We start from the raw sequence: 26,276 nt of genomic DNA on the forward strand, positions 1-26,276 counted from the left end.
GGCGATGCGGTCGCCGCGTTAGAGATCGATCTCGCCTTCAGCCTTGCGCTTCCAGCTGTCGTTACCCGGCAGCAGCAAATTCAAGGCGATGGCGACGATGGCGCACAGGGCAATGCCTTTGAGGCCGACGTCATCCGGCCCGGTGCCGGTGCCGACCAGCACGCCGCCGATGCCGAACACCAGGGTCACCGACACAATCACCAGATTGCGCGCTTCGCTGAGGTCGACCTTATGGCGAATCAGCGTGTTCATGCCCACCGCTGCAATCGAGCCGAACAACAGGCACAAAATGCCGCCCATGACCGGTACCGGAATGCTTTGCAGTAACGCGCCGAACTTGCCGATAAAGGCCAGCACGATGGCAAAGACGGCCGCCCAGGTCATGATTTTCGGGTTGTAGTTTTTCGTCAGCATCACCGCGCCAGTGACTTCGGCGTAGGTGGTGTTGGGCGGGCCACCAAACAGGCCGGCCACGGAAGTGGCGATGCCGTCGCCGAGCAGGGTGCGGTGCAAGCCAGGTTTTTTCAGGTAGTCGCGGCCCGTCACGCTGCCCACGGCAATCACGCCGCCGATGTGTTCAATGGCCGGTGCCAGGGCGACCGGCACGATGAACAGAATCGCCTGCCAGTTGAATTCCGGCGCGGTGAATTTCGGCAGTTCCAGCCACGGTGCGGCTGCAATTTTAGCGGTGTCGACCACGCCGAAATAAAACGCCAGGGCAAAGCCCACCAGCACGCCGGAAATGATCGGCACCAAGCGGAAGATGCCTTTGCCGAACACGGCGACGATCAATGTCGTCAGCAGCGCCGGCATGGAGATCAGCATGGCGATTTTGTAGGGGATCAACTCGGTGCCATCGCCCGCTTTGCCCATGGCCATGTTGGCCGCGATAGGCGCCATGGCCAGGCCGATGGAAATTACCACCGGGCCGATGACGACGGGTGGCAGCAGACGGTCGATAAACCCGGTGCCTTTGATTTTTACCGCCAGGCCGAGAAAGGTATAAACGAAGCCCGCCGCGACAATGCCGCCCATGGTGGCCGCCAGGCCGAACTGGCCCTTGGCAAGAATGATCGGCGTGATAAAGGCAAAGCTCGACGCCAGGAAGACCGGCACCTGCCGGCCCGTGACGATCTGGAACAGGATGGTGCCCAGGCCTGCGGTGAACAACGCCACGTTAGGATCCAACCCGGTAATCAGCGGCATCAGCACCAAGGCGCCGAACGCCACGAACAGCATCTGCGCGCCCGACAGCACCGTGCGCCAGAGTGGATCGTTGAAGTCGTCTTGCATGGCTTAGGCGTCCTTTTGCTTGGTGCCGAAAATCTTGTCGCCGGCATCGCCCAGCCCGGGAATGATGTAGCCGTGTTCGTTGAGTTTTTCATCGATGGAGGCGGTGAAAATCATCACCTCGGGGTGCGCGTCTTGCACCGCCTTGATGCCTTCCGGCGCGGCCACCAGCACCATGGCGCGAATGTCTTTGCAGCCGGCTTTTTTCAGCAGGTCGATGGTGGCGACCATCGAGCCGCCGGTGGCCAGCATCGGGTCGATGATCAGCGCCAGGCGCTCATCAATTTCCGGCACCAGCTTTTCCAGGTAGGTGTGCGCTTGCAGCGTTTCTTCATTGCGCGCCACGCCCACGGCGCTGACCTTGGCGCCCGGAATCAAACTGAGCACGCCTTCGAGCATGCCAATGCCGGCACGCAGAATCGGCACGATGGTGATTTTCTTGCCCGCAATTTTTTCCACATGAACAGTGCCGCACCAGCCGTCGATGGCGTAGTTTTCCAGGGGCAGATCCTGGGTGGCTTCGTAGGTGAGCAGAGCGCCCACTTCCTGGGCCAGTTCGCGGAAGTTTTTTGTGCTGATATCGGCGCGACGCATCAGACCTAGCTTGTGGCGGATCAGTGGGTGGCGGATTTCGCGGATGGGCATGGGGTGGGCTCCGAACGTGCTGGCAAAAAATTGTGCCAAGAGTAAAGCATTCGATATGCCAAGTGGCGGCGTGACCGGGTGGTCGCCTACATTTCCTGTACCTGCGGACAGGAAATGTCGCCAACAGATACGCCGCGCATCATTGGCGACACGTGACCGATGGGGCTTGCCCCACGCCGAGGGGATGCGTACCTTTGCCGACTTTTATTTTGACGCCTTGATCAGGTTTTGATCAGCGCACCTAGACCCCGTGAGGAATAGCCCATGTCCGTCGATATCGCCCACATCCAGCAAGTGATGGCCGAGGCCGATTGCCTGTACAGCAACGCCGAGGTCGAAGTGGCCATCGACACCATGGCAGCCGCCATCAACAGCGAAATGGCCGAGAGCAATCCGGTGGTGTTTTGCGTCATGAACGGCGGCCTGATTTTCTCCGGCAAGCTGCTGCCCAAACTGAACTTCCCACTCGAACTTTCCTACCTGCACGCCACGCGTTACCGCAACGAAACCAGCGGTGGCGAGCTGTTCTGGAAAGCCAAACCCGAGATTTCCTTTATTGATCGCGAAGTGCTGATCATCGACGACATCCTCGACGAAGGTCACACCCTGGGCGCCATCATCGACTTCTGCCGTCACGCTGGCGCCAAGCACGTGCGCATCGCCGTGCTGGTCGACAAAACCCACGACCGTAAAGCGCGGCCGGATTTGAAGGCCGATTATGTGGGTATGCCGTGTGTGGATCGGTATGTGTTTGGTTATGGCATGGATTACAAGGGCTATTGGCGCAATGCCCCCGGGATCTACGCCGTCAAAGGCATGTAGAAAACCGATCGGCTGCGCGTCGGCCCTCCGGCGTTAAAAAGCCCTGCTGAAATGCTCATTGGCTACAGCCAACTCCGCTTTCAGCAGGGCTTTTTGCCTTGTAGGGCTCTATCTCGCTCGATCTCGATTTTTGGTGGGTTTGGGTTTTTTTCAAGATCAAGGGCATCGCGGCTGAAGCCGCTCCCACAGGTATCGCGCTGTCTGTGGGAGCGGCTGGGCGGCATCCCGATTAGCCGCGATGCTTTTTACAACCCTACGTCCAACAACACCGGCCGCTTGGCCAGCGCTTTTTCCATCACGCTTTCTACAAATTGCCGGTCACTGTCGGGCAACGCCAGGCGCGGCGGGCGGGTGAGGGCGGTGCCGCGTTGCATGATCTGTTCGCAAAGCTTGATGCATTGCACCAGGTCCGGACGGGCGTCCAGGTGCAGCAACGGCATAAACCATTCGTACAGTGGCATTGCCTCGGCGAAGCGGCCGGCTTTGGCGAGGCGGAACAGGGTTTCGCCTTCTTTGGGAAACGCGTTGGACATGCCCGATACCCAGCCCACGGCGCCCACGGCAATGCTTTCCAGCACCACGTCATCAAGCCCGGCGAACAGCACGAAGCGGTCGCCGACTTCGTTGCGCACGTCGATAAAGCGGCGGGTGTCACCGGAGGAGTCTTTGAAGCAGACGATGTTGTCGCAGTCGGCCAGGGAAATGAGGATGTCGGGCGTCACGTCGTTTTTGTAGATCGGCGGGTTGTTGTAGACCATCACCGGCAGGTCGATGCTGGCGGCCACGCTGCGAAAGTGCGCGGCGGTTTCGAAGGGTTTGGAGGAGTACACCAACGCGGGCATCAGCATGATGCCGTCGGCACCTACGCGTTGGACTTCTTTGGCGACCTTGCTGGCGTTCAGGCTGGTGAATTCCGCCACGCCGGAAATCACCGGCACGCGTCCGGCCGAGGCGTCTTTGGCCACTTCCACCAGGCTGATTTTCTCCTCGACGCTCAGCGAGGTGTTTTCCCCCACCGTGCCGCAAATCACCAAGCCCGATACGCCATCGCGCACCAGGCCGCTGATCACTGCATGGGTGGCGTCCAGGTCGACGGAAAAGTCAGAACGAAATTGGGTGGTGACGGCGGGAAATACCCCGCTCCAGTTAGGCTTGTTGCTCATGTGCGACTCCTGGGATGGCTGTAGGTAACGGACGGGAAAAGACAAAACAAACGCCCACGCGCCGACGCGGAAACGTTTCCCGGGCGGCATGCGGTCAAGGGCAGTTAGTGGACGAGGCTTTCGCGGTAACGCGTCGGCGACAAACCGGTGAGGGCTTTGAATTGGCGACTGAAGGCGCTGTGGTCGGTGTAGCCGCAGAGCAGGGCGATTTCGGTGATCGGCAAGTCGCCAGCCAGTAGCTGCGAGGCGGCGCCCAGGCGCGCTTTGTGAATCATCTGCCGCGGCGTGAGCTGGAAGATGCGCTTGCAGTGGCGCTCCAGTTGCGCCACCGACAACCCCGCCAGTTGCGTGAGGTCGCGCAAGCTGATGGGCTGGGCGTAGTGCTGGCGAATATGGGCGTCGACGCTGGCCAGTTTCTGGTACGCCGGATGGCTGGACTGCGGTGCTAGCAGGTCGTAGGAAATGCCCGCCATGCCAATGATCGCGCCGTGCACATCGCGCAATGCCAGCTTGTGCGTCAGGCACCAACCGGGCTCGCGACCGGGATACAGGTGCAGCTCCAACTGGTCGCTCAGCGGGTTGCCGGCGCTCATCACGTGCAGGTCTTGCTCGGTATATAGCGAGCCAAAACGCGTGGGGAATACCTCGGCCGCCGTCTTGCCCAACAGCTCGTTTTTGTCGCGCAGGCCGCAGCGCTGCGCCAGTGTCTGGTTGGCCAGCACGTAGCGCGCCTGCATGTCTTTTATGAAGAACACCACGCCGGGCATGGCATCGAGCAGCGGCGCAATTTGCGTCAGGCTGCCGAGCAGGTCGGGCAAGTCCCTTGGGGTGGGCAGCGCGGCGGGAAACATGGGCGGTGGTGGCTCCGTTCATGGTGGCGGCCCCTACTCTACGGCCGGCTGCGCGGCGCTGGGAAGCAGGCTTTCCACCCGCGCCGGCACAAAGGGCGCGCGCAAACCGGGCGCCGGCCAGCCGAGTAGAAATTCAGCGGCGCTGCCGCACACCCGTCCCTGGCACGCGCCCATGCCGCAGCGGGTGTGCAGCTTGGCCTGGCGCCAGTCGGCGAATCCGGCCACGGCGCCATAGGGCACGTCTTCGCAGCGGCAAAGCAGGGTCTCGGCCTGGGGCAGATGCTTCAAGGCCGGGTCGAGGGCGAAGCAGCGGTTGAGTTGATCGGCAAAGTGCTGCCAGTGCTGGCGCTGGGCAGTTAGCGCTTGGGCCTGGTCGAACAAGCCGGCCGCCGCATAGCCGGCAATGGCGCCTTCGACGCGTGCCAGTTCGTTGCCGCCAATGCCGGTGCATTCACCCGCTGCAAAATGCCCCGCGCGGCTGGTGCGCTGCTGCCCATCGACGACGATGGCTTGCTCGTTTACCTCGCAGCCCAAGGCGCTTGCCAGCTCGGTATTGGCGCGCAACCCAAAGCCACAGGCCAGGCGCGTGCAGGGAATTTCCCGCACACGGTGGCCTTGGCGAATGCGCACCGCTTCCAGACGTTCATCGCCCAGCGCTTCGAGCACCTGGCTATTCATTCGAAAACGCCAGTCGGCCAACTGCACGGCCTGGCGTAGCTTGCTCGGCCAGCGTGGCAGCTGCGCCGCAAAGGCGGCGACTCGACGCGCGGGTGCCTGTTCGGCGATGGCAGCTACCTGCGCACCCGCCGCTTTTGCACTGGCCGCGCTGGCCAACAACAACGGCCCGCTGCCGGCGATGACCACACGTTCACCGCGAACCGGAACGCCGCCTTTGATCAACGCCTGCAACGCCCCCGCGCCCGTGACGCCCGGCAGCGTCCAGCCGGGGAAGGGCAGCAGAATTTCTCGCGCGCCGGTGCAGAAAATCAGCTGCGCGTAGTTCACCCGCCAGCTGTGTAGCGCGTTTTCCAACAGCAACTGCTGGGTATCAGTCTGGGCAATGACGCGGGTACCGGTGAACAACTCAACGTTGCTGGCGACAGCTAGCTGCGCGCGCAGTGTTTGCGCAGGTTGAGGGGCAGGTGCATGAACGTCCGCGCGCCAGATTTGCCCGCCGGTAGCGGGGTTGTCATCGAGCAAGGCGATGCGTTGTCCGCTGCTGCTGGCGGCCACGGCGGCAGCCATGCCGGCCGGGCCAGCGCCGATGATCAGCAGGTCGAAATCGCAGGTCATGGCTGTGTCTCCACCTGCATGCCATCGGCACACAAGGTTTGGCAGGCCAGGCGGCGTTGGCCGTTGATGCTCACGCGGCATTCCTGGCACACGCCCATGCCGCAGAATGGCGCGCGACGTTTGCCGTTGATGGCCGTGCGGCTGGTTCCGTCGCCGGCCAGGTACAGCGCGGCGGCAACGCTGGTGCCGGCAGCTACACGCACTGCGCGGCCATCCACGCGCAGTTCGATGGCCGTGCTCATGCCGGTTGCTCCGCCTTGGTAAAGCGCAAGGGCGAGTAGGGCGCAGAGTCGATGGCGCTGGGTTGCTTGAGCACTTGGTTGACCAGCAACTGCGCGCTGCCCGGCGCGGTGGTCACGCCCAGGCCTTCATGGCCCAGCGCCAACCACAAGCCGGCTTGGCTCGGGTGCGGGCCGAGCAGCGGCAAGCTATCGGGTGTGGCGGCGCGAAAGCCGGTCCAGCTGCGGATGGCGTTCATGTTCGCCAGCTCCGGCAAGTAATCGAGGGCACGGGCCAACATGCGCGCGAGCACGTCGTGGTCCACGGCGGGGTCGAGGCTGTCGAACTGGCGCGACGAGCCGATCAGAATTTGCCCAGTGGGGCGCGGTTGCGCATTGAACGCCACCGAGGTGCCGCTGCTGCTGTGGGCGCTGCTGACGTAGCCCAATTCCACCAATTGATGACGAATGCGTGCAGGGTAACGGTCGGTGATCAACAAGTGACCTTTCTTCGGCCGAATCGGCAACTCCGGGCACAGGTCGCGCGCACTGCCCGAGGCCAGCACCACCGCCGAGGCGCTTAGCCATTCGCCGCTGTCCAGGCGCACACGGTTGCCGCTAACTTCGTTGACCGTGGCCTGGCGCTGGCGAATACGTTCGGGTTGTTGCGTGAGTAACCAGCGAACCACGTTAGGCGCGTAAACAATGCCGTCGCCGCTGACATGCAGCCCACCCACAAGGCCCGGCCGCAGCATCGGTTCCGCCTCACGAACGGCCTCGGCGCCGAGCATGCGGCAGCCCAAGCCTTCGGCTTCAAGCAGCGCGCGCTTTTGCTCGGCGACGGCCAGTTCTTCAGCGTTGGCTGCGAGCCACAACGTGCCGCAATTTCGGTAGGCGCAGCCCTCATCCAGCGCGGGCGCCCAGCGCCGCCACAGGCCCAGCGAGTATTGGCTGAGCGCCATTTCGGCGGGGTTGTCGTCCATCACCACCAAGTGGCCCATGCCGGCGGCCGTGGCGCCGCCGCGCAGGTCGTCGAGCAGCAGCACATCGAGGCCGTGCTGGGCGAAGGCGTGGGCGCAGGCCGCGCCGACGATACCGGCGCCAACGATGATGACGTCCGCATTCACAACACGATGCCCCAGACGAACGGGTCGTCGTCTTGCAGCAACAGCGTGGCCTCGGCGCTCAGGTGCGCGCGACCGCGAATGGTGGGAATCACCCGGCCGGGCTCGCCGTCGTTAAGCCAGGTGTAGCTGCCTTCGAACTGGCTGCCGATGACGCTGGCCTGACGCCAGATTTCGCCGGGCTTGAGCGTGCCGTCTGCCGCCAGGCACGCCAGTTTGGCGCTGGTGCCGGTGCCGCAGGGCGAGCGGTCGTAGGCGTTGCCGGGGCACAGCACGAAGTTGCGGCTGTCGGCTTGGTCGTCGTCGGCGAACAGCTCGATGTGGTCGATTACGCCGCCGTCTTCGCCAACAATCCCGTTGGCTTGCAGCGCCGCGCTGATGGCGACGGTGTAGGCGGTAAGGGCGCCGAGGTTGCTGCCGTCGATGCGTTGGCCGTGCTCGCTGATCAGGAAAAACCAGTTGCCGCCCCAGGCGATATCGCCGGTGACAGCGCCGTAGCCCGGCACCTCCAGCTGCACAGCCGAGCGAAAGCGGTATGCCGGCACGTTGCGCACGCTCACCGAGTGGTCGTCATGCAACGTGGCCTCCACGGTGCCCACCGGCGTTTCGATGCGGTGCGTGCCCGGTCCGATACGGCCCAGGTGCACCAGGGAAATCACCAGGCCGATGGTGCCGTGGCCGCACATGCCGAGGTAGCCGCTGTTGTTGAAGAAAATCACCCCGGCGCAGGCGGATGGATCGACCGGCGCACAGAGCAGGGCGCCGACCAATACGTCGCTGCCGCGTGGCTCCAGCACCGTGGCGGCGCGGTAGGCGTCGTAGCGGTCCGCCAACAGCGCACGGCGCTCGGCCATGCTGCCGGTGCCCAGGTCGGGAAAACCGTCGATCACCAGTCGCGTCGGCTCGCCGCCGGTGTGGCTGTCGATAATCTGGATGCGGCGCATGGGGCGTCTCCGAAACCGTAAGAAGGTTCTGCAAGACTGAGCGTTCATGGGCCAATCGGCTTGAGGGTTTTGCGCCGCGCGGATGACGAAATCGGCACAGAACGCTGCCACTTGGCTGTAGGAAAACGCGTGCTAAGGTGGCGCGCTGTTTTTTCCGAGGAGCTGACCGTGCTGCGTGTTTCTTTAATTGCCTTGTTTCTCTGTGCCGCATCGCTGGCCAACGCCGCGTTGCCTCACGAACAGTACCTGCCGCCCGACGACCAAAACCTGCGCCATGAAGCGCCAGAACAGCAGCAAGTGCTGCAAGTGACCGAATACTCGGTGGTGGTTGGCAGCCAGCGCGAGTCGAACCAGCAACCCATTCCCATCACCTCACCGGCCTGGCTGCTGCTCAAGACCAAAGCCGTGAGCAAGGGCGCCACGGTTACGCAGGTGCTGGTGCGCTTCGAGACGGAAGGCAAAAGCCTCAAGCGCCCGAGCCTGGACGACGCCAGCAAAACCCTAAACCTTAATTACCCGCTGGCGCAGTACTCCATGTTGCTCGACCTGCTGCGCAACGGCGGCGTGTATGTGCAGTTTCTGAGTTACCCCAACGGCCACGTCTGGGCTGATCTGCACAGCGCTGCCCAGCGTGTGCGTTGAGCCAGCGCCCCGGCGCGGAGTAAACTGCCGGCCCGGCGTTCCCCGTTAAGAGAAAAGACCCATGCGTAAAGACAAGAAACAGGTGATTGGCGAAGAGATTGGTGACGAGCCGATCAAGCTGTTCCTCGCGGTGGAACCGGCCGATGAGACGCCGCCGTCGCTGCACAAATTGGTCAAGGCCTACCGTGGTTTGCGCATCGACGACTTCGAGCGCTTTCTGACCTTCTTCGTGGAAGCCGGCTACGACCTCAACGCCAAAGATGCCAAGGGCAATGATTTCGTCGCCCTGATTCAGGACCAGCGCTTGGCCGAGCCGTACATCGAGGCGATCAAAGCGGCTCGCGGTTGAGTGGGTTGCTAATGCTGAAAAGCCCGTCCAGGTGACGGGCTTTTTTGTGGGCGTTACGGCGTGACGGGCAGGGTGCTGGTGCTGCGGCAGGTGTCGACCAAATAGGTTTCGAACTGCTGAACAATCGCCGGCCAGCCCTGGCGGCTGGCATGTTGCCGGGCATTGAGGCGCACGCGGCGCAGGGTTTCCGGGTCTTCGAGCAGCCAGCAGGCGCTGTCGATAAACGCCTCTTCATCACCGGGCATCGCCAGTGCGCCGTTGTGGCCGTGGCGAATGTGCTGGGCGGCTGCCGCCTGGTCATAGGCGACCACCGCCAGCCCAGACGCCAGTGCTTCGAGCAGCACATTGCCAAAGGTTTCCGACAGGCTGGGAAACAGGAACAGATCGCCGCTGGCGTAGTGCGCGGCGAGCGCTTGGTCGCGCTGCACGCCGCAGAACACGGCGTCGGGCAATTCCTTTTGCAAGCCTGCACGCTGCGGTCCGTCGCCGACCATGATCAACTTCAGGCGCTGCTCGGGGTAACGCGATTGCAGCGCTCGAAAACTGCGCACCAACAGCGCCAGGTTTTTCTCGGCGGCGATGCGTCCTACGTGCACGACAGCCAGGTCGCCGTCTTCAACGCCCCACGCGCGGCGCAGTTCGGCGCTGCGTTTGGCCGGGTGAAACAACTGACTGTCGACGCCACGGGCGAGCAAATGCACGCGCTCAAAACTACGCCGCTGCAACTCCAGGCTTTGGCTGGCGCTGGGCACTAACGTGAGCTGCGAGCGGTTGTGAAACCAGCGCAGGTAATTGGTTAAGGCACGGGTGAGCATGCCCAGGCCGTAGTGGCTGCTGTACTGCTGAAAGTTGGTGTGAAACCCGCTGATCACGGGAATTCGCAAGCGCCTGGCGGCGCGCAACGCCGAGAGCCCAAGCGGGCCTTCGGTGGCGATATACAGCACATCTGGTCGCCGCCGTTTCCAGCGCCGCAGCAGCTTATGCATCGACGCCTGGCCCCACTGCAAACCGGGGTAACCCGGCAACGGCCAGCCGCGCGTCAGCAGCAACTCGTCGGTGCTTTTTTGCCCGTCATCCACGCTTTGCCGAGGGCGCACCAACTGCAACTGATGGCCGCGCTCACGCAGCCCCGCACACAGGCGCCCGAGCGTATTGGCGACGCCGTTTATTTCCGGGGGAAAGGTTTCGCTGATCAGCGCGATATGGAGGGAGGATTGGGTCATGACGCCAGTCTCGGCTGGCGTCGTGTAAGCCGTATGACGTTAGCGTTGCACGGTTGTGACAGTGGCTGCCGAGCGCTCGCGCACCCAAAACAACGTAGCGCCAGCCACCGCTGCGGGCATCATCACCACGTTCACGCCGGGAATCAGCAGCGCCAAGTACACCGAACCGCCAAAACCCAAACTCTGCCAGCGCTTCTCGCGCAGCCAGGCGAGCATTTCGTTCCAGCCGAGTTTGTTGTTGTCGGCGGGGTAGTCGATGTATTGCACGCACATCATCCAAATGCCGAACAGCACCCACAGCGGCGCGGCGATGATGTTCAGGCCGGGAATAAAGGAGAGGATAAACAGGCCGATGGCGCGCGGCAGAAAGTAGCCCAACTTGCGCGCTTCGCGGCCCAGGGTGCGCGGCACCATGGCGACCAGTTCGCTCCAGCGAAAGGGCGGGAAATTGTCTTCGCCGCGCACCACTACTTCCACTTTTTCCGAGAGAAAGCCGTTGAACGGCGCGGCGATGATGTTGGCCAGGGTGGTGAAGGTGAAGAACACCATCAGTAGGATCAGCACGAAGAATATCGGCCACAGAATAAAGCTCAGAAAGCTCAGCCAGCCGTCCGGGTTGGGCATCAACGCATGGAGCCAGCCGTTGAATTGCTGGGTGGCGAAGACGATCAGGCCGACAAATAGAATCAGGTTGATGGCCAGCGGCAGCAACACGAACAGGCGCAGGCCGGGGCTTAGCACCAGCTTCAGGCCTTCGCGAAGGTATTGCGGGCCGGAGAGGACGGGAGCGGGCATGGCGTTTTCCTTGAATAAGACCGGCCGACCTTAGCGCCTTCGCTCAGGGATCGGAAGCGGTTGGCTGTAACGGTGTGTCTGAAGCGGGATAGCGTTCGGCTATGACACGCATAAGTATTCGACATTTCCTAGATAACAATCGGCTCCGTAACCTTGCCGCCATTGTCGTCCGCTAGCGGACACGGTTTACGGGACTGCCCCTCTTCACAGCCTTCCCCAAGTGCTCGGGTGGTCTCTTTTTATTTCCGGCGATGCCGGAGGAGGCGGTCCATGGCTGTTCGTCACGCTCGTGTGATTATTCTCGGCTCCGGCCCTGCCGGTTATTCGGCTGCGGTGTATGCCGCGCGCGCCAACCTCAAACCGCTGCTGATTACCGGCATGCAGGCCGGCGGCCAGTTGACCACCACCACCGAAGTGGATAACTGGCCCGGCGACGTGCATGGCCTCACGGGTCCCGCGCTGATGCAGCGTATGCAGGAACACGCCGAGCGCTTTGAAACCGAAATCGTCTTCGACCATATCAATGCCGTCGACCTGGCCGGCAAGCCCTTCACGCTCACCGGCGACAGCGCCACCTACACCTGCGATGCCTTGATTATCGCCACTGGCGCCAGCGCCCGTTACTTGGGCTTGCCGTCGGAGCAGACGTTTATGGGCCAAGGCGTGTCGGCCTGCGCCACCTGCGACGGCTTCTTCTACCGCAACCGCGAAGTGGCGGTTGTCGGCGGCGGCAATACTGCTGTGGAGGAAGCGCTGTACTTGGCCAACATCGCCAGCAAAGTGACGTTGGTGCACCGCCGCGAAACCTTCCGGGCAGAGAAAATTCTGATCGACAAACTGTATGCGCGGGTCGCTGAAGGGAAAATCGAGCTGAAGCTCAATGCTTCGGTAAACGAGGTGCTCGGCGACGACAAAGGCGTAACCGGCGTGCGTTTGCAGCACAACGATGGCGCTACATCGGACCTGAAGGTAGACGGCGTATTTATCGCCATTGGCCATACGCCCAACACTGCGTTGTTCGAAGGGCAGTTGGCGTTGAAAGACGGTTATCTGGTGGTTAATGGCGGGCGCGAAGGCAATGCCACGGCGACCAGCATTCCCGGCGTGTTTGCGGCAGGCGATGTGGCTGACCACGTTTATCGCCAGGCCATTACCTCTGCCGGGGCGGGTTGCATGGCTGCACTCGATGTAGAAAAGTATCTAGAGGCCTAGTCGGCTTCCGGAGCTTCGACCATGCAGCGTTGCGTCCTCGCTTTTAATGCTCACGTACTTGAGTACGCTGCGCTTAAAAGCTCCGGGGCGCCTTGCCTGGCCTTCGCTCCGAAACCCTCTACTGCGTAAGGCGACGATTTTTAGTGCTGAATTCAGGCTTCTTCGGCGCTATTTAGCTCGTTCAACGCTTCTGGATTTTTAAAAGCTTTCGCGAAAACATCTCTGTTCTTCGCCATGTAAATCCCGATTTCCTCAACCTGCTGTTCGCTCAGCGACGGCACGGCTTTTTGCAGCACCACGGCCAGGGATTCGGCCAGTTCGAGCATTTTGTCGTAACGATCGGCTTCGGCTTTATCCATGAACAAGCGCTCCGGATCGCGACTGCTGCGGTACACCACTTCGACGGCCATTCATCACCTCACCTTCTAGCAACGATTACTGTGTATTTATACAGGTTGGCGAGCATAAAGGACTCGCGCCCGGTTGAACAGTGGCACCGCGCAATCAGGGTTTGGGCAACGGCGAAAACTCGATTGGCACCCAGGCAAAGCCCGTGCCTTTTTTGCGCACGTGGCCGATGCCGGGGAAGGGCAGGTGGGCGCCGGCGACGAGGAATTTCTCTGCCGTGGCTTCGGCGAAGATGTGTTTGCGCGTGGCGATGGCTTGTTTGGCGTCGCTGTCGAAGTCGATGGCCACCTGCGGATGGGCGAATTGAATCGAGTGGCTGTGCACCACATCGCCCCATACCAGCAACTTGTGCCCTTTGGAGGTGAACATAAATCCGCTGTGGCCAGGGGTGTGGCCGTACAGGGCCATGTCTTTCACGCCCGGCATCAGCTCGCTGCCGTCGGTGAACAGCTTCAGCTTGCCGGCAGCTTTATAAGGCGCGGCGCTGGCGGCGATCATTTTCAGCCGTGCTTGTTTGTCGGCAGGTGCTTTGGCCAGCAATTCCGGGTTCAGCCAGTAGTCGGCTTCGGCTTTGTTGAGCATCAGCGTCGCGTTGGGAAACGCGCGTTCGCCTTTGGCGTCGAGCACGCCGCAGGCATGGTCGGGGTGCAGGTGGGTGAGTAGCAGGGTGTCGACTTGTTCCAGCGTATAGCCGGCCGTTTCGATGTCGCGTTGCACGTTGCCGAGGTTGTCGGTCAGGCACTTGCCGGCGCCGCTGTCGACCAACACCAAGTGCTCGCCGGTGTTGATCAGAAACGCATTCACGGCGGTTTGCACGCCGTTGGTGGCGTCGAGGAACTGCCGCGCTTGCGCGCTCTGGATGGTGTCCGCGCTGGCGCCCTTGAGCAGTTTGTTGTTGATCAGGTTGAAACCGTCATACAGCGCGGTAACTTCAAAATCGCCCAGCGCCAGCCGGTAATAGCCGGGCACTTGGCTGTTCTGTTTGGCCACCGGGGCGGCAATGGCGAGGCCGGGGTGCACGAGGCTGAACGCGCACATCAACACCAGCACAATCAGCAGCAGCGCCTGGTGCGTGCAGCACACTGGATTTTTCATCTTCAAGCTCCCTTGCGAAGTGGTCTCAACCACCATAGACGGACGTGGGCCGGACGCAGGTTATCGCTGGGAAATAACCGCCGTGTCCAGCCCTCTGCGCTGTCACAGACTGTTTCAGTCTGCTGGCCATGGCCTTTAACGTGCATATGAGCTTGTCATCTGCTGGCCATACCCTTGGCTGCACAGTTCTCAAGGAAGCGCGTGTTGAAAATCAAATGGGCGGAACACCTCAAGCAGTCCATGCACGGTCTGGCCGAGTCGCTGGGCGATTTGCTGGTGGAGAGTTTTCACTACCTGGCGCTGTTCGGCATTGGCGGCATCACGGCGTGGGCGGCGGTCACGGCGTTTTTGCAAATGATCGAAAAGGGCCACATCACGGTCGATGACATTCTGCTGCTGTTCATTTACTTGGAGCTGGGTGCCATGGTCGGCATCTACTTCAAGACGAACCACTCGTATCTAACACAAGGTCTAGAGCAGCCTACGAAGTTGTATGCCTGATTGAAGTGAATTTTTGATTTTGATCTGAGGTGGATAAATATGAAGTGGGCAGACAGTACTCGCAAACGTATGCATGACAACGCAAACTCTCTGGGAAATCTTCTAGTTGAAGGCTTTCACTATCTTGGGTTGTTTGCCATTGGTGCCGTAACGGCTTGGGCATCTATTATTACTTTTATGGGGATGGTTGATGAAAGAGATGCCAAAATAGACGATATTCTTTTGCTCTTCATTTATCTAGAGCTAGGCGCGATGGTAGGTATTTATTTTAAAACCAATCACCTCCCAATAAGGTTTTTACTTTATATAGCTATCACTGCGTTGACACGTTACTTGATAGGTGATGTCTCTCACCATAAATCACCGGATGTGGGGCTGCTTTATCTTTGTGGCGGGATATTTTTGTTATCTCTTTCGGTGTTAGCTGTTCGGTTCGCCTCTTATCGATTTCCATCCAGTAAAATTACAGATATGACAGGTGAAGGCGTTGGAGATGAATCTTTAGGAAAGGAGTGAGCGCGGCATATTTTTAAAAATAATCATTCCATTATTTAAGTGGCGATATTTTTGTGGATCTTCCTATTTGACTGCATAGATTTTTTCATTGGTTGGTTTTGTGAAGCATGTTTGAATTATGTCTTTATTTTTGTAATGCATTTCGTGAAATGATTCCTTAAAAAGTAGCGAAAGTATCTCTACGTATTTTGATGTTGTGGAAATATAAATTTTTGAGGTGGAGGATAATTTGGATTTATCAATATGTGGAAAATAACCTAGTGCGGTAACTTTTTGCATGCTGTCTACGTCTGCTGTATGCACTGATTTGCATAGGGTTACATAGTGGTTTTTTAATTTTACAAAAATCCCAGCGCCAGGCTCACTTTTGAATATTTCGCTATTTTTTGATAGGTCGATAACTTCATAAGTGCTTTTTGTTTCGAATATGCTCGGCGCGTGGAAGGATGCGTTGATTTTGAAAAAGTTTTCAAGCGTGCTTCTTAGTACCAACTCAGCAGCCTTGTAGAATCCATTTGCAAGAAGAAATAAAGCGCTTCCAAGCTCCGAAAGTATTTCTTCAAGGTAGGCCCAAAATTTTTCAGTCAGTTCTAAATTTTTTTCTGGTGAGTTGGTTGGCGGAAAAGGGAGTGCTGAATTCTTGTGTTTTAACTCGTGGAAAACTGTCAGAGCAGAGAAATATTTCGCATGTGCGGATTTAATTTTTTTCACAGCCTCTTCATCATCAAGAAGAGGTTGGAGGCGATATTCACCAATAAATTTGCGTACATGTTCGAAATCCTCTTGGATGGCACGTATCATTACTACTCTCCGCTAAGCTCTTGAATTACGTCATTCCATCCGAAAAAACCTTCATTTTTCTTATTGGCTATTTGCTTTCTTCTTGATTCGTCGCTGGACAGGATTGACAAGGCTTTCACTACTCTATCGATACCTTTTTCGTCCAAGCTTATAGTCTCGCAAACGATGTGACCGATAATTTCAAATTTTGATTTTTTGTGTGCCCTCAGAACCGTTACTCCCAGAATTGAGTTGGCAAAATCAGAAATTTCTTCATTGCTTTTAAAAAGTTGAGTATCCATAAATAGACTTGGGAGGATCCCAGTCAAAAAACTTGTTTTTGGTTGAGCCTTTTCTTTTGTTCGATTTGCTAATTGGAGCGTCGTAGGCTCGTTTGGAAGCTCGTCGATAAGTTTTGCAACAGATCGCAAATCTAGCTTGCTGTAGCTCTCCATCAACCATGAAAATTCTTCTATGAATCTTTTGGCTTTATTAATTTCACTTTTGGATAACATTTTTATTCCTCTATTCCCAGTCGAGTTAGAAGCTCTTTCGAGATTTGAGTAATGGCCAGACGTAATTCAGCATCCTGCATGTCGAGAATTAAGCTCTGGTTTCCCTGACCTCTAGCGATAGCAGTTCGTTTGGGTAGGTGCTTGGCGAAGCGTTTGCCTTTCCAAAAAGTGGCGCCGTCAACGAATTGTTTCGCTTCACGAAAAACAACAGTCTGTTCTTCGGCGATGGTGAGAACCACTCCTGCGCATTCGATGTTTAAATTGTAATTAGAGCTAACTCTAGTAATTACCGAGCGAAGAAGGTCTATGCCTGTTGCGGAAAGAGGTTCTGGTTTCACCGGTACTAAGTATGCATCAGATGCGATCAGTGCAGATGACATCCACGCAGATGGTGTTGGAGGTGTATCAATTATTACTATATCGTAAAGATCTTCATTTCGTAGGAAATCCACATAGTTTTTTAGCCGAAGTTCTCTACCTTGGCCTCCTGCCATTTCTAATCTGTAGAGTTCTAGCGCACCTGGCAGCAAATTTAGGTTCTTTTTGATTTCGACTGGTGAGATTTGATTTATCGTGACAACTTCTGAAATCGCGGCACCTTTTACTGCACCAACGACTGGTCGTGGGGTGTCGTCATATAAGTCAATGACTGTATGCTCATTTTGCTGTAAATGCCTTTTGTAGTCTTCGCCTGACATAATGCATTGAGTTGCATTGAATTGTGGGTCTAGGTCGATGATTAGCACACGTAGATCGTGTCTGCGAGCCAAGCAGTCAGCGACGTTGACCGCTAAAGTAGTCTTAGATACGCCGCCTTTCATATTTACAAAGCTAATGGATTTCAATCGACAGTCCTTTTGTCCAAGATAACAGCACCTAAATTTTTTGGATTATACATAGTCTTGCGGATGCCCTGAAGTGGCTGATGCTAGTCCTTGTTATTCCTCAGTTCGGCAAGACTGGATCACACAGCCAGCGGTGCGATTTCCCGCTTTTTTGGTGCTCATAAAATGTATGCGCGGAGCTACTTGGGAGAGCATACGGAGTCGCGTAAAGGATCGTAGCGTTGGAATTTCAGTTGTTCGAAGCGCCTTGGCGTCTGCGGCGACCCGAGCGGTATCGTGGTTTTCTATGGTCATGGTTCAGCTAAGGTCGTTGCTGCCATCGAGTCAAAAGCCACATTTTTGGGGGCGACGGTTGGTCAAGACCAACCACATGCCGGTGCGCTTTCTGATTTACGTGGCGATCACCGCGCTCACGCGTTTGCTGATTTCCGATGTGTCACATCATCAGAGACCGGACATGGGCGTGGTGTATGTGTCGGGCGCGATCTTACTGTTGGCCCTGGCGGTGTTGGTGGTGCGCTACGCGTCGTCGAACTTTCCGTCGGTGACGGCGAAGGGGGAAAGCAGAAGCGCCTCGTCCTCACGTTCGACTGAAGCCGAAGCCGCGGACACCGACTAAGCGCTGTGCTCTAACAGGCAGGTTGAGAAGTACCGGCGTTAAACCGCGGCGTGTTCGAGCTCGATGCGTTGTTGCAGCGAGCGGATCACGTTGCGCAGGCGCTTCTCGTCGTTACGTTGGTCCGGGCTGATCAGACGCTTGGCTACCACGGTCTGGCCTTCGGACAAGGTCAACATGATGCTGCCATCGAGCCGCTCGATGCTCAGGTTGACGCGGTATTGCGGGTGGAACGCTTCGGTCAGTAACTGAAAGGGATTGTGCATGGTCCATTACCTGTTTGCTAAATAGGGCTGAATAAAACTTGGCAGGGGCAGGTAGTTAAAACAGCCTGGTTTGCACACCAGTTAGGCAAGTCTTGTTATTCAAGTCTTGGTTGTTGACCGGTCACGCTCGTACAAAGTTCTAGTCTTCGGACAAGATGTTTTTAGCGCGCCGTGTTTCAGCGTAGACGGCCTTCGGCAAAGCTCAAACTTTCCCTTCGCAATTAATTCAATAGCACTTGCTGGCGCAGTAGTGGCACAGGATGCTGACTGCCCGGTTAAGGGGCAAGTGGTTGTTTGCGGTGCACTTTTCGCTTAAACGACCGTGTGAATTTGGGGGCGGAAAACGGCCTTCGGCGTGCGCAGAACTGCCAAGTCGAATAAATAACGACCTAAAGCCTTTCATTCCCGACCGCCTGTCGTGTTGCTTGCGAAGTTGGCCCCCGACTTGCGAAGGGGTTAAGCAAGTTACGAACAAACCGAGGTATGAGGCCATGGTTAATCCCTTTAAATATGTCAGCGACTCTTTTAAGGATGAGTTCCTGGTGCGTTTCAGCATTGGCGGCCCGGATGGCAGCGCAATGCTTTCGCTTTCCAACGATCAGGGTCGCGTGGCGCAGCGGATGTTGAGCAGCGATCAGTTGGCCGATATCGAAAAACTGGAGCAGGTGATCATCAGCATCCGCTTTGGTCTGGCCATCGATCAGGGACGCGGGTTGTCGTGCCTCGGCAAACTGAGCCCGGCGGCGAACGAAACTCTGGTGTGAACTGTGACGTGCGTGACACTGTGTCTTAATTGAAATATATTCGCATTTAAGAACGTGTCGCTCATTCAGGTGCTGCTGTGCCGGCTCACTCCGCCTTTTCCTCTTTTCTGACTGCGCTCTACCACGACCATCATCGGTGGCTGAACGGCTGGCTGCGTCAACGTACGGATTGCCCGCACAACGCCGCGGACCTGGCGCAAGACACTTTTATGCGCGTGCTGCTGCAACGCGAGAACAAAGAGCTGCGTGAGCCGCGCGCCTTTCTCGCCACCATCGCCCGTGGCTTGCTGGTGGACCATTACCGCCGCGCCAGCCTGGAACGCGCTTACCTCGACGCACTCGCCGTGTTGCCAGAGCCCGAAGTGCCGTCGCCGGAATCACGCGCACTGGTACTCGAAACCCTGATTGAAATCGACCGCCTGCTCGACGGGCTGAAACCGCGCGTGCGCGAAGCCTTTCTGCTGTCGCAACTCGATGGCCTGACCTATGCGCAAATCGCCGAGCGCATGGGGCTGTCGCTCAGTTCCATTCAGCAATACATGACCCTCGCGTTCAGCCACTGCTACAAGGCGCTGTATTCATGAGCGCGCCGTTGAATATGGCGGTGGTGGAGCAGGCCATTGCCTGGCGCGTGCGCTTGGCATCGGGCGCGTGTGCAGCTGATGAACTCAGCGCCTGCCAGCATTGGCGTGCGCAACACCCGGACAACGAATTGGCTTGGCAGCGCTTGGACGCCTTGAGCGGACGCTTCGCGGCTATCGGGCCAGGTGTCGGCCGCGCCACGTTGGACGGCGCGCGCCACGACCCGCAGCGGCGCCGCGCCCTGAAGGCGCTGGCGATCTTGGTCGCGGCCGGTGGCACCGGCGTGATCGCCCACCGCAACGACGCCATCCAGCCGTGGCTGGCCGACGTGCGCACTGGCATCGGCGAGCGGCGCAATATTGTTTTGCCTGACGGCGGCCGCCTGCACCTGAACGCCGGCACTGCGGTGGACATCCAGTACACCAGCGAGCAACGGCTGATCCGTCTGTACCAGGGCGAAATTTTCGTCGAAACCGCCGCCGACCCGCAGCGCCGTCTGTTCTGGGTGAATACCGCCCAAGGCCGTTTGCGTGCGCTGGGTACGCGCTTTCTGCTGCGTGAACGTGGCGAGCTGTGCGAGGTGGCGGTGTACGAGGGCTCGGTGGAGGTGCATCCCGGCGATGGCAGCAACGCCAGCGTCATCAATCAAGGCTGGCAAACGCGCTTCAGCAGTCACGCGGTGCAAACGCCGCAAGCGGTAGAAAGCGAGCGCAGCAGCTGGATGGACGGCGTGCTGGTCGCGCGGCACATGCGCCTGGCCGATTTCACCGCCGAGTTCAGCCGTCAGCGTCGCGGTGTTTTGCGCTGCGATCCGGCTGTGGCCGAGCTGCGTATTTCCGGTGTGTTCCCGCTGGATGACAGCGAGCGCGCCCTGCAAGCCGTGGCGCGAACCCTGCCGGTTCAGGCGCTGTATCGCACGCGCTGGTGGGTGACGTTAGCCGCTGTTTAGGCCGCTGGCGTACACACCTTGTTAAGAACAAGGCGCCATTCAGTCACGCGCTGATTGCAATTTCCTCGCCGATGTAAATAATTCCCAAAAAGTTTTGCAGGTTTTTCGGAGTTGCTCGGCCTCCCTTCCGCTAACCACTTTTTCTAGCCGAAGGATTCGTTCATGGCCGTTCTTTGCACTCCGCATCTCCTGGCTCGCGCGGTGCGCGTGGCACTGCTTAGCGTCAGCCTGCCTCTGGCGGCGCTGCCGATGGTCGTCAGCGCTGCGCCCGCCAACCAGAATTATCAGATTCCGGCGGGTTCGCTGGACAACGCCTTGAACGCGTTCGCCCGGCGTGCCGGTGTGCTGCTCAGCTTTGACCCGCAATTAACCGCGGGGCGCAGCAGCGCTGGGTTGAACGGCCAGTTCCCGGTGCAGCAAGGGTTTGCCCAATTGCTCGCCGGTTCAGGCTTGCGAGCGGTGCAGGCCAGCGATGGCAGTTTTCGTATTGAACAGGCGCCGGCCCTAAAGGAGGGACAGGTGGAATTGGGTGACGTCAACATCAACAGCAGCAGCCAGGTCGACTCTCCCGTCGGCCCGGTGGGCGGTTATGTGGCCAAACGCACCCGAGTCGGCACCAAAACCGACGCCTCGATTCTGGAAACGCCACAGTCCATTTCCGTGGTCAGCCGTGAACAAATGGAAGCCCGTGGCGTAACCACCGTCGAACAAGCGTTGCGCTACACCCCAAGCGTCAGCGTGCCCTACGGCTACGACCCGCGTTACGACTGGATGAGCCTGCGCGGCTTCGATTCCAAAAGCTCCACCTTCGTCAACGGCCTGCCTTTGTCGCGCGGCACTTACGGCATGATGCGCCCCGACACCTATTTGCTCGAGCGCGTCGAAGTGCTGCGCGGCCCGGCCTCGGTGCTGTACGGCCAAAGCGAGCCGGGCGGGGTGATCAACCTGGTGAGCAAACGCGCCCCCGATACGCCGCTGCACCAGGTCAGCGTGCGCGCCGGCAGTGATGAGCTGGGCGAACTCGCCGCCGACTTCGGTGGCCCGCTGGACGACCAAGGCACGTTGGCCTATCGCGTGACCATGCTCGGCAACGACATGAACAGCCAGGTCGACAAAACCGACAACAAGCGCCAAGCCTTCGCTCCGACCCTGACCTGGAAGCCGAACGACGACACCGAGCTGACGCTGCTGGCCACCTATCAAAAAGACGACGGCAACTTTGCCTTCAGTCGCGCCTTCGCTCCGGAGCTGATGCAGGCCTTCCGCCTGAAAGACAACCGCGACCCGGACTTCTATGAAGGCGACCCTAACTTCAATAAGTTCGAGCGCACCCATGCTTCGCTCGGCTACGAGCTGTCGCACCGCCTTAACGACGTGTGGTCGCTGCGCCAGAACGTGCGCTACGAAAACATGAATTACGACTACCGCTACCTGAACAACATTGGTGTGCGCTTCGACGGCCGCACGTTGACCCGCAGCGCGAACGTGAAAGATGAGCAGTTCAGCGCCTGGTCGATGGACAACCAGGCCGAAGCGAATTTCGACACCGGCCCGGTGAGCCACGACCTGTTGCTGGGCGTGGACTGGCGCCGGCTCGACAACCATGAAATCAGCCGCCTGGGCACCGGCCCGACGCTGGACCTGTACAACCCGCAATACGGCCTCGACGTGCCGCTGCCGGCCAAAGATTCCGACAACGACATCATGCGTCGGCAGACCGGCTTTTATGCCCAGGACCAGATCAAGTTCGACGAACACTGGAACCTGTTGCTTGGCGGGCGTTACGACATCGCCAAAGGCGACACCACCAGCAACCTCAACGGCAGCCGCGTGAGCCGCGATGACGAAGCCTTCACCGGCCGCGTCGGCCTGGTGTATGTCGCTGACAATGGCCTGGCGCCTTACGTCAGCTACAGCGAGTCGTTCAACCCGACCACCGCCACCGACCCGGTCACCAACCAGCCGTTCGAGCCGGAAACCGGCAAGCAATACGAAGCGGGCATCAAGTTCCAGCCCGAAGGGCAGCGCAGCTTTGTGAGCCTGGCGTTTTTCGATATCACCAAGCAAAACGTGGTCAGCACCAACCCCAACAACATCACCGAAGTGCGTCAGGTGGGCGAGGTGCGCAGCAAAGGGTTTGAGATCGAAGCGCTGGCCAGTTTGGCCGAAGGCCTGGACCTGACCGCCAACTACAGCCGCACCGACGCCCGCGTGCAAAAGAGCGTCAACGCCTGGGAAGAAGACACGCGCATGCCGTACGTGCCGCGTGAATCGGCCGGCGCCTGGCTGGATTACACCCAACCGAGCGGCCCTCTGGCCGGCCTTGGCGCAGGCTTTGGTGCGCGCTACACCGGCGAAACCTCGTACACCGGCCGCAACGCCCTGTACGGCTTGTACGGCCCGCGCATCATCAACGTGGAAACCGGCGGCTACACCCTGTTCGACGCCAGCCTGCACTACAAAATCGACGGCCTGAAACTGGCAGTGAATGCCAGCAACCTGGACGACAAGGAATATTACAGTTCGTGCACCGAGCAAGCCTGCTACTACGGCTACGGGCGCACAGTGACCGCGAGCGCGACCTATGACTGGTAATGCTTGGCTATGAAGGAGTCCCGTGAGTAACGCTATTTCGAGCAAAAGCGCCGCCGGCAACTGGAGAACGTCTCCGGTGCTGGGCACCGCGTCGCGCATCATCGCGGCCATCTTCGCCGGCTATGGCCTGGCCTATGCCAGCACCATGTTCCTGACGGTGTACCTGCCGTTGGTGCGCAGCGACCGCGTGGTGTTCGCCAGTTTGGCGAGTTTTATCGTCTACGCGGCGGCCATTATTTACACCTTCGCCGCCCGGTCCGCCTCGCGGGCCTGGTTGGTGTTGGTGGGGCTGAGTCTGGTGTTGGCGGCAGCGGCGTTGGTCGCGGGTGATTTCGGAGCACGGCGATGAGTTCGGCAGAGAGCACGGTAAAAAACAAAAGTTTGCGTCAGGCCATGGCCGGGCTGCACACCTGGGGCGGGTTGCTGCCGTCCTGGTTGCTGTTCGTCATCTTGTTCGGCGGCAGCATTGCCTGCTTCGACAAAGAGCTGGAAGTGTGGATGCGCCCGACGCTGCACCCGGTCGGCGAAACGTCGCTGACGCTGGATCAGGTCAGCGCCTGGGTGCAGAAACAAGCACCCAAACCCCCGCACGCCATCTGGATGCGTCCGCCCGACGAGCGCCAACCTTACTGGTACGCCGGCTACGAGCCGCAGAACGAGCTGGAGCCGTTTGTTAGCTTTACCCTCGATCCACAAACCGGCGAGGTGCTGCCGAAAACCCTCGGCGGCAACTTCTGGTTCACCCTGCACTACAACCTGTTTGGCGGCATGCTCGGCATGTACATCGTCGCCATTGCCGGCATGTTTATGCTGGTGGCGCTGATCAGCGGCATCATCATTCACCGGCGCATTTTCAAAGACTTCTTCACCTTGCGCCCCGACGCCAACGGCCAGCGCGCCTGGCTCGATGCGCACAACCTGTTCGGCGTGGTCGGCCTGCCGTTCCACCTGCTGATCGCGTATACCGGCCTGGCGATTTTCGTCACCTTTTATATGCCGGCAGGCTTGAAGGTGGGCTACAAGGGCGACATCGAAAAAATGTTCTCCGAAGTGCAGGGCCAGTTCGGCCGTGAAGAACTCAAGCGCAAAACCGACCACGCCGCCTCCATCGACAAGCTGGTGCTGGATGCCAAACGGCGTTGGGCTGCGAGCGGCGAAGGCGGCACCGAAACCGGCTGGATCAGCGTGCACCACCCAGGCGACAAAGCCGCTGTGGTCGACATTCGCCGCTACGACCGCTCCCGCGTGGTCGACTTCCAATGGATCATGTCGTACGACGCCACTACCGGCGCCTTCCTCCACGAACAGAAACCCTACAAACCCGGCTACACCGCCTACGCCTGGTTGACCAACGTGCACATGGCGCAGTTTGGTGGCGCCATCGTGCGTTGGCTGTACCTCGGTTTGGGCCTGATGGGCTGCGCCATGGTGGCCGGCGGCTTACAGGTGTGGCTGCGCAAGCGCGAAGCCAAAGGCGGCTGGGGCGTGGGCTTCGTGCGGGCCATGAACGGGGCGGTGCTAGGCGGGCTGCCGATTGCCAGCCTCGGTCTGCTGTATGGCAACCGGATGATTGCGAACACCGTCAACCTGCGCGACCACTGGGAGGCATACACCTTTATTGGCGTGTGGATCGCAGTCGCCCTATGGGCCATCGCGCGCCGCAACAGTGGCCGGGTAGGGCGCGACCTGTTTGCCGTCGCCGCCGTGTTGGCCTTGGGGCTGCCGGCGCTGGACGTACTCACCGGCCAACCGGGCGCCCTGAGCGCCGCCATCGCGCGCGGTGACTGGCGCGTGCCGGGCATCGACCTGGCGATTTTTGCCGTTGGCCTGCTGTGCGCGAAATTGGCCTGGTGGCCGCGCGTGGCCAAAGAAGCGCCGGTGAAGGTCCGCGCGAAACGGGAACGCCGTGAGCTGGCAGAGGAGAGCGTCTGATGTTGTTTCTTGCTTTCGGGCTTAACTATCTGGGCATGACTGCCCTGTGCCTGGCCATGTCGCGCCACCACAAAGCGCTGCTCAACAGTGCACCGTCCAACGCCCGCACCTACGGTTTACGCGCGGTCGGCGCGTTGTTGCTGGCGCTGGGCATGGCCTTGAACATCATCGAACTGACCGCCGACATGGGCATCATCACCGGGCTGTTGCAGCTGATGCTCGCCGGGCTGAGCGTCGGCTTGCTGATGGCCTGGCGCAGCGGTTGGGTGCTGCCGCTGAGTGGGATTTTGCCGCTGAGTGGGTTGATCGCGTTGTTGGCCTGAACAGCGGCTTTAAACCCACCCACCGTCATCCTCGCGAACGCGAGGACCCAGGCTTTGCCGGCCACCGAATATACCTGCAGAACTCTGAATTCCCGCCTGCGCGGGAATGACAGTTTTTTGTTCGGTTACGGTTTCAACGCCGCCCGATACTCCCCAGGCGTCGCCCCCAACGCACTGCGAAACCGATTACTGAAATGACTGGCACTGGCAAACCCACACGCCAGCGCCACATCCCCCAGCGGCAGAGCAGTGTCTTTCAACAAATGCTGAGCCCGCACCAGACGCCGCGCCAATAGATACCGGTGCGGCGGCACGCCAAAGCTTTCCCGGAACATGCGCGCAAAGTGGTATTCCGACAGCGCTGCCAGCGTGGCCAGTTGGCCCAGGCTGATGGGCTCGCTCAGGTGCGCTTCGATGTACTCGCCCAGCACGCGGCGCAACGCCGGCGCCAGTCCACCCTTGAGCCGCAGGTTTTGCCGTTGGCCCACCTGGTTAAGCAGGGCATGGCTGATCATTTCGTGGGCCAGGCTGCTGGTCAGCAAACGCTCGCCGGGCTCATTCCAGTTGAGCGACGTGAGCTGGTGGAAGCGCTGGGTTTGCAGCGGGTCGTCGACAAAAGTGCCTTCACGCAACTCCACTTCCCGAGGCTCGCGGTCCAGCAGGCTGATGGCGCTCAGGGCGAAGCGTTCGGGGCTGATATACAGGTGCGCCAGGCGGATGTCGCCGTTGATGACCCAGGAAGAGTCGTGGCCCACCGGCATAATGCACAGCTTGCCCGGCGCGCCTTTTTCGCCCGGTTTTTCACGGCGAAATGTGCCGGTGCCGCCGGCCAGATAACACGACAAGGTGTGATGACTCGGCCCCTCGTACTCGCGCGCGTCGTGGTGGTTGCTCCACATGGCGGCGCTCAAGCCGTCGCCCAATTCGGCGCAATGCTCCAGCTGCGCATTGGGGGAGCTGTTGAGCGCTTGGAACACCTGAATGTGGGCGAGTTGGGTCATGGCACGGGGCGCAGGCG

Annotated in this window: 29 protein-coding genes and 2 pseudogenes; 14 read left to right on the forward strand and 17 right to left on the reverse strand. The window is 59.4% G+C overall.

The window, feature by feature from the left end; genetic code table 11:
* Positions 1-18: 18 nt before the first annotated feature.
* Positions 19-1,293, reverse strand: coding sequence for a uracil-xanthine permease family protein (locus tag ACZZ0Q_RS04540; protein WP_463539942.1), 1,275 nt, complete (start codon positions 1,291-1,293; stop codon positions 19-21).
* 3 nt (positions 1,294-1,296) lie between these two features.
* Positions 1,297-1,935, reverse strand: coding sequence for a uracil phosphoribosyltransferase (gene upp / locus ACZZ0Q_RS04545; protein ID WP_122452495.1), 639 nt, complete (start codon positions 1,933-1,935; stop codon positions 1,297-1,299).
* Between the two features lie 264 nt (positions 1,936-2,199).
* On the opposite strand from upp, the gene ACZZ0Q_RS04550 reads away from it, so the two are divergent.
* Positions 2,200-2,757 (forward strand): hypoxanthine-guanine phosphoribosyltransferase, encoded by a 558-nt coding sequence (locus tag ACZZ0Q_RS04550; protein ID WP_463539941.1) that lies wholly within the window; start codon positions 2,200-2,202, stop codon positions 2,755-2,757.
* A 245-nt stretch (positions 2,758-3,002) separates the two neighbouring features.
* On the opposite strand, the gene ACZZ0Q_RS04555 is transcribed toward ACZZ0Q_RS04550, so the two are convergent.
* The 6 genes from ACZZ0Q_RS04555 to ACZZ0Q_RS04580 all read right to left on the reverse strand — a co-directional run bounded on the left by ACZZ0Q_RS04555 (position 3,003) and on the right by ACZZ0Q_RS04580 (position 8,350).
* Positions 3,003-3,920: a dihydrodipicolinate synthase family protein gene (locus ACZZ0Q_RS04555; protein WP_463539940.1), complete on the reverse strand. Its 918-nt coding sequence runs from the start codon at positions 3,918-3,920 to the stop codon at positions 3,003-3,005.
* 104 nt (positions 3,921-4,024) lie between these two features.
* Positions 4,025-4,771, reverse strand: a complete 747-nt coding sequence (locus ACZZ0Q_RS04560) for a PAS domain-containing protein (RefSeq protein WP_463539939.1) — start codon at positions 4,769-4,771, stop codon at positions 4,025-4,027.
* A 33-nt stretch (positions 4,772-4,804) separates the two neighbouring features.
* Complete coding sequence (locus ACZZ0Q_RS04565; RefSeq protein ID WP_463539938.1) at positions 4,805-6,064, reverse strand: FAD-dependent oxidoreductase; 1,260 nt, start codon at positions 6,062-6,064, stop codon at positions 4,805-4,807.
* Positions 6,061-6,306: a (2Fe-2S)-binding protein gene (locus tag ACZZ0Q_RS04570; RefSeq protein WP_463539937.1), complete on the reverse strand. Its 246-nt coding sequence runs from the start codon at positions 6,304-6,306 to the stop codon at positions 6,061-6,063. The genes ACZZ0Q_RS04565 and ACZZ0Q_RS04570 overlap by 4 nt, the downstream gene beginning before the upstream one ends.
* A complete protein-coding gene (locus ACZZ0Q_RS04575; RefSeq protein ID WP_463539936.1) occupies positions 6,303-7,409 on the reverse strand; it encodes an NAD(P)/FAD-dependent oxidoreductase in 1,107 nt (368 codons plus the stop codon). Before ACZZ0Q_RS04575 ends, ACZZ0Q_RS04570 begins: the two co-directional genes overlap by 4 nt.
* Complete coding sequence (locus ACZZ0Q_RS04580) at positions 7,406-8,350, reverse strand: 4-hydroxyproline epimerase (protein WP_463539935.1); 945 nt, start codon at positions 8,348-8,350, stop codon at positions 7,406-7,408. The genes ACZZ0Q_RS04575 and ACZZ0Q_RS04580 overlap by 4 nt, the downstream gene beginning before the upstream one ends.
* A 171-nt stretch (positions 8,351-8,521) precedes the next feature.
* Between ACZZ0Q_RS04580 and ACZZ0Q_RS04585 the strand changes: the two genes are divergently transcribed.
* On the forward strand, positions 8,522-8,992 hold the full coding sequence (locus ACZZ0Q_RS04585; protein ID WP_463542238.1) for a hypothetical protein: 471 nt from the start codon (positions 8,522-8,524) through the stop codon (positions 8,990-8,992).
* Positions 8,993-9,053: 61 nt separating this feature from the next.
* The gene (locus ACZZ0Q_RS04590) at positions 9,054-9,341 is read left to right on the forward strand and encodes a PA4642 family protein (protein WP_463539934.1); all 288 of its coding nucleotides are present in this window, start codon (positions 9,054-9,056) and stop codon (positions 9,339-9,341) included.
* A gap of 53 nt (positions 9,342-9,394) precedes the next feature.
* On the opposite strand, the gene ACZZ0Q_RS04595 is transcribed toward ACZZ0Q_RS04590, so the two are convergent.
* Positions 9,395-10,564, reverse strand: coding sequence for a glycosyltransferase family 4 protein (locus ACZZ0Q_RS04595; protein ID WP_463539933.1), 1,170 nt, complete (start codon positions 10,562-10,564; stop codon positions 9,395-9,397).
* Positions 10,565-10,603: 39 nt separating this feature from the next.
* Positions 10,604-11,359: a sulfate transporter CysZ gene (gene cysZ / locus ACZZ0Q_RS04600; RefSeq protein ID WP_463539932.1), complete on the reverse strand. Its 756-nt coding sequence runs from the start codon at positions 11,357-11,359 to the stop codon at positions 10,604-10,606.
* Positions 11,360-11,629: 270 nt separating this feature from the next.
* On the opposite strand from cysZ, the gene trxB reads away from it, so the two are divergent.
* Positions 11,630-12,571 carry a thioredoxin-disulfide reductase gene (trxB, locus tag ACZZ0Q_RS04605; RefSeq protein ID WP_463539931.1) on the forward strand — a complete coding sequence of 314 codons (942 nt, stop codon included), beginning with the start codon at positions 11,630-11,632 and terminating at the stop codon, positions 12,569-12,571.
* A 152-nt stretch (positions 12,572-12,723) separates the two neighbouring features.
* Here trxB and ACZZ0Q_RS04610 read toward each other — a convergent pair whose 3' ends face one another.
* Both ACZZ0Q_RS04610 and ACZZ0Q_RS04615 read right to left on the reverse strand, forming a co-directional pair.
* Positions 12,724-12,981, reverse strand: coding sequence for a YebG family protein (locus ACZZ0Q_RS04610; RefSeq protein ID WP_463383671.1), 258 nt, complete (start codon positions 12,979-12,981; stop codon positions 12,724-12,726).
* A gap of 94 nt (positions 12,982-13,075) precedes the next feature.
* A complete protein-coding gene (locus ACZZ0Q_RS04615; protein WP_463542237.1) occupies positions 13,076-14,017 on the reverse strand; it encodes an MBL fold metallo-hydrolase in 942 nt (313 codons plus the stop codon).
* Between the two features lie 261 nt (positions 14,018-14,278).
* Between ACZZ0Q_RS04615 and ACZZ0Q_RS04620 the strand changes: the two genes are divergently transcribed.
* Positions 14,279-14,575 (forward strand): phosphate-starvation-inducible PsiE family protein, encoded by a 297-nt coding sequence (locus ACZZ0Q_RS04620; protein WP_463539930.1) that lies wholly within the window; start codon positions 14,279-14,281, stop codon positions 14,573-14,575.
* 33 nt (positions 14,576-14,608) lie between these two features.
* Positions 14,609-15,091 carry a phosphate-starvation-inducible protein PsiE gene (locus tag ACZZ0Q_RS04625; protein WP_463542236.1) on the forward strand — a complete coding sequence of 161 codons (483 nt, stop codon included), beginning with the start codon at positions 14,609-14,611 and terminating at the stop codon, positions 15,089-15,091.
* Between the two features lie 63 nt (positions 15,092-15,154).
* Here ACZZ0Q_RS04625 and ACZZ0Q_RS04630 read toward each other — a convergent pair whose 3' ends face one another.
* Genes ACZZ0Q_RS04630 through ACZZ0Q_RS04640 form a run of 3 tightly spaced genes read right to left on the reverse strand, consistent with a single transcriptional unit; the run spans position 15,155 to position 17,231 of the window.
* Positions 15,155-15,892, reverse strand: a complete 738-nt coding sequence (locus tag ACZZ0Q_RS04630) for a hypothetical protein (protein WP_463539929.1) — start codon at positions 15,890-15,892, stop codon at positions 15,155-15,157.
* A gap of 2 nt (positions 15,893-15,894) precedes the next feature.
* Positions 15,895-16,386 carry a hypothetical protein gene (locus tag ACZZ0Q_RS04635; protein WP_463539928.1) on the reverse strand — a complete coding sequence of 164 codons (492 nt, stop codon included), beginning with the start codon at positions 16,384-16,386 and terminating at the stop codon, positions 15,895-15,897.
* A gap of 2 nt (positions 16,387-16,388) precedes the next feature.
* Positions 16,389-17,231 carry a ParA family protein gene (locus tag ACZZ0Q_RS04640; RefSeq protein ID WP_463539927.1) on the reverse strand — a complete coding sequence of 281 codons (843 nt, stop codon included), beginning with the start codon at positions 17,229-17,231 and terminating at the stop codon, positions 16,389-16,391.
* 358 nt (positions 17,232-17,589) lie between these two features.
* On the opposite strand from ACZZ0Q_RS04640, the pseudogene ACZZ0Q_RS04645 reads away from it, so the two are divergent.
* Positions 17,590-17,850 (forward strand): annotated as a pseudogene (locus ACZZ0Q_RS04645) (phosphate-starvation-inducible PsiE family protein); the annotation flags it as partial.
* 41 nt (positions 17,851-17,891) lie between these two features.
* Here ACZZ0Q_RS04645 and ACZZ0Q_RS04650 read toward each other — a convergent pair.
* Positions 17,892-18,113: pseudogene (locus ACZZ0Q_RS04650) on the reverse strand (DUF3509 domain-containing protein); the annotation flags it as partial.
* 491 nt (positions 18,114-18,604) lie between these two features.
* Here ACZZ0Q_RS04650 and ACZZ0Q_RS04655 point away from each other — a divergent pair.
* The 7 genes from ACZZ0Q_RS04655 (at position 18,605) to ACZZ0Q_RS04685 (ending at position 25,258) form a co-directional block, all read left to right on the forward strand.
* Entirely contained in the window at positions 18,605-18,877 is a 273-nt protein-coding gene (locus ACZZ0Q_RS04655) for a DUF3509 domain-containing protein (RefSeq protein ID WP_463539926.1), read from the forward strand.
* A gap of 77 nt (positions 18,878-18,954) precedes the next feature.
* A complete protein-coding gene (locus ACZZ0Q_RS04660; protein ID WP_463539925.1) occupies positions 18,955-19,461 on the forward strand; it encodes a sigma-70 family RNA polymerase sigma factor in 507 nt (168 codons plus the stop codon).
* The gene (locus ACZZ0Q_RS04665; RefSeq protein ID WP_463539924.1) at positions 19,458-20,408 is read left to right on the forward strand and encodes a FecR domain-containing protein; all 951 of its coding nucleotides are present in this window, start codon (positions 19,458-19,460) and stop codon (positions 20,406-20,408) included. The genes ACZZ0Q_RS04660 and ACZZ0Q_RS04665 overlap by 4 nt, the downstream gene beginning before the upstream one ends.
* A 162-nt stretch (positions 20,409-20,570) precedes the next feature.
* The gene (locus ACZZ0Q_RS04670; protein WP_463539923.1) at positions 20,571-23,003 is read left to right on the forward strand and encodes a TonB-dependent siderophore receptor; all 2,433 of its coding nucleotides are present in this window, start codon (positions 20,571-20,573) and stop codon (positions 23,001-23,003) included.
* A gap of 76 nt (positions 23,004-23,079) precedes the next feature.
* Positions 23,080-23,352, forward strand: coding sequence for a DUF3649 domain-containing protein (locus ACZZ0Q_RS04675; RefSeq protein ID WP_463542235.1), 273 nt, complete (start codon positions 23,080-23,082; stop codon positions 23,350-23,352).
* Entirely contained in the window at positions 23,349-24,935 is a 1,587-nt protein-coding gene (locus ACZZ0Q_RS04680) for a PepSY-associated TM helix domain-containing protein (RefSeq protein ID WP_463560325.1), read from the forward strand. Before ACZZ0Q_RS04675 ends, ACZZ0Q_RS04680 begins: the two co-directional genes overlap by 4 nt.
* Positions 24,935-25,258, forward strand: a complete 324-nt coding sequence (locus tag ACZZ0Q_RS04685) for a DUF3325 domain-containing protein (RefSeq protein WP_463383666.1) — start codon at positions 24,935-24,937, stop codon at positions 25,256-25,258. Before ACZZ0Q_RS04680 ends, ACZZ0Q_RS04685 begins: the two co-directional genes overlap by 1 nt.
* A gap of 125 nt (positions 25,259-25,383) precedes the next feature.
* On the opposite strand, the gene ACZZ0Q_RS04690 is transcribed toward ACZZ0Q_RS04685, so the two are convergent.
* A complete protein-coding gene (locus ACZZ0Q_RS04690) occupies positions 25,384-26,259 on the reverse strand; it encodes a helix-turn-helix domain-containing protein (protein ID WP_463539922.1) in 876 nt (291 codons plus the stop codon).
* Between the last annotated feature and the right edge of the window lie 17 nt (positions 26,260-26,276).

Source organism: Pseudomonas sp. AC070, from assembly GCF_979258635.1.

Coding starts and splice junctions, on each gene's coding strand:
- ACZZ0Q_RS04540 (WP_463539942.1), bottom strand. CDS start 1,293: ATGCAAGACGACTTCAACGATCCACTCTGGCGCACGGTGCTGTCGGGC.
- upp (WP_122452495.1), bottom strand. CDS start 1,935: ATGCCCATCCGCGAAATCCGCCACCCACTGATCCGCCACAAGCTAGGT.
- ACZZ0Q_RS04550 (WP_463539941.1), top strand. CDS start 2,200: ATGTCCGTCGATATCGCCCACATCCAGCAAGTGATGGCCGAGGCCGAT.
- ACZZ0Q_RS04555 (WP_463539940.1), bottom strand. CDS start 3,920: ATGAGCAACAAGCCTAACTGGAGCGGGGTATTTCCCGCCGTCACCACC.
- ACZZ0Q_RS04560 (WP_463539939.1), bottom strand. CDS start 4,771: ATGTTTCCCGCCGCGCTGCCCACCCCAAGGGACTTGCCCGACCTGCTC.
- ACZZ0Q_RS04565 (WP_463539938.1), bottom strand. CDS start 6,064: ATGACCTGCGATTTCGACCTGCTGATCATCGGCGCTGGCCCGGCCGGC.
- ACZZ0Q_RS04570 (WP_463539937.1), bottom strand. CDS start 6,306: ATGAGCACGGCCATCGAACTGCGCGTGGATGGCCGCGCAGTGCGTGTA.
- ACZZ0Q_RS04580 (WP_463539935.1), bottom strand. CDS start 8,350: ATGCGCCGCATCCAGATTATCGACAGCCACACCGGCGGCGAGCCGACG.
- ACZZ0Q_RS04590 (WP_463539934.1), top strand. CDS start 9,054: ATGCGTAAAGACAAGAAACAGGTGATTGGCGAAGAGATTGGTGACGAG.
- ACZZ0Q_RS04595 (WP_463539933.1), bottom strand. CDS start 10,564: ATGACCCAATCCTCCCTCCATATCGCGCTGATCAGCGAAACCTTTCCC.
- cysZ (WP_463539932.1), bottom strand. CDS start 11,359: ATGCCCGCTCCCGTCCTCTCCGGCCCGCAATACCTTCGCGAAGGCCTG.
- trxB (WP_463539931.1), top strand. CDS start 11,630: ATGGCTGTTCGTCACGCTCGTGTGATTATTCTCGGCTCCGGCCCTGCC.
- ACZZ0Q_RS04610 (WP_463383671.1), bottom strand. CDS start 12,981: ATGGCCGTCGAAGTGGTGTACCGCAGCAGTCGCGATCCGGAGCGCTTG.
- ACZZ0Q_RS04615 (WP_463542237.1), bottom strand. CDS start 14,017: ATGTGCGCGTTCAGCCTCGTGCACCCCGGCCTCGCCATTGCCGCCCCG.
- ACZZ0Q_RS04630 (WP_463539929.1), bottom strand. CDS start 15,892: ATGATACGTGCCATCCAAGAGGATTTCGAACATGTACGCAAATTTATT.
- ACZZ0Q_RS04635 (WP_463539928.1), bottom strand. CDS start 16,386: ATGTTATCCAAAAGTGAAATTAATAAAGCCAAAAGATTCATAGAAGAA.
- ACZZ0Q_RS04655 (WP_463539926.1), top strand. CDS start 18,605: ATGGTTAATCCCTTTAAATATGTCAGCGACTCTTTTAAGGATGAGTTC.
- ACZZ0Q_RS04665 (WP_463539924.1), top strand. CDS start 19,458: ATGAGCGCGCCGTTGAATATGGCGGTGGTGGAGCAGGCCATTGCCTGG.
- ACZZ0Q_RS04670 (WP_463539923.1), top strand. CDS start 20,571: ATGGCCGTTCTTTGCACTCCGCATCTCCTGGCTCGCGCGGTGCGCGTG.
- ACZZ0Q_RS04680 (WP_463560325.1), top strand. CDS start 23,349: ATGAGTTCGGCAGAGAGCACGGTAAAAAACAAAAGTTTGCGTCAGGCC.
- ACZZ0Q_RS04685 (WP_463383666.1), top strand. CDS start 24,935: ATGTTGTTTCTTGCTTTCGGGCTTAACTATCTGGGCATGACTGCCCTG.
- ACZZ0Q_RS04690 (WP_463539922.1), bottom strand. CDS start 26,259: ATGACCCAACTCGCCCACATTCAGGTGTTCCAAGCGCTCAACAGCTCC.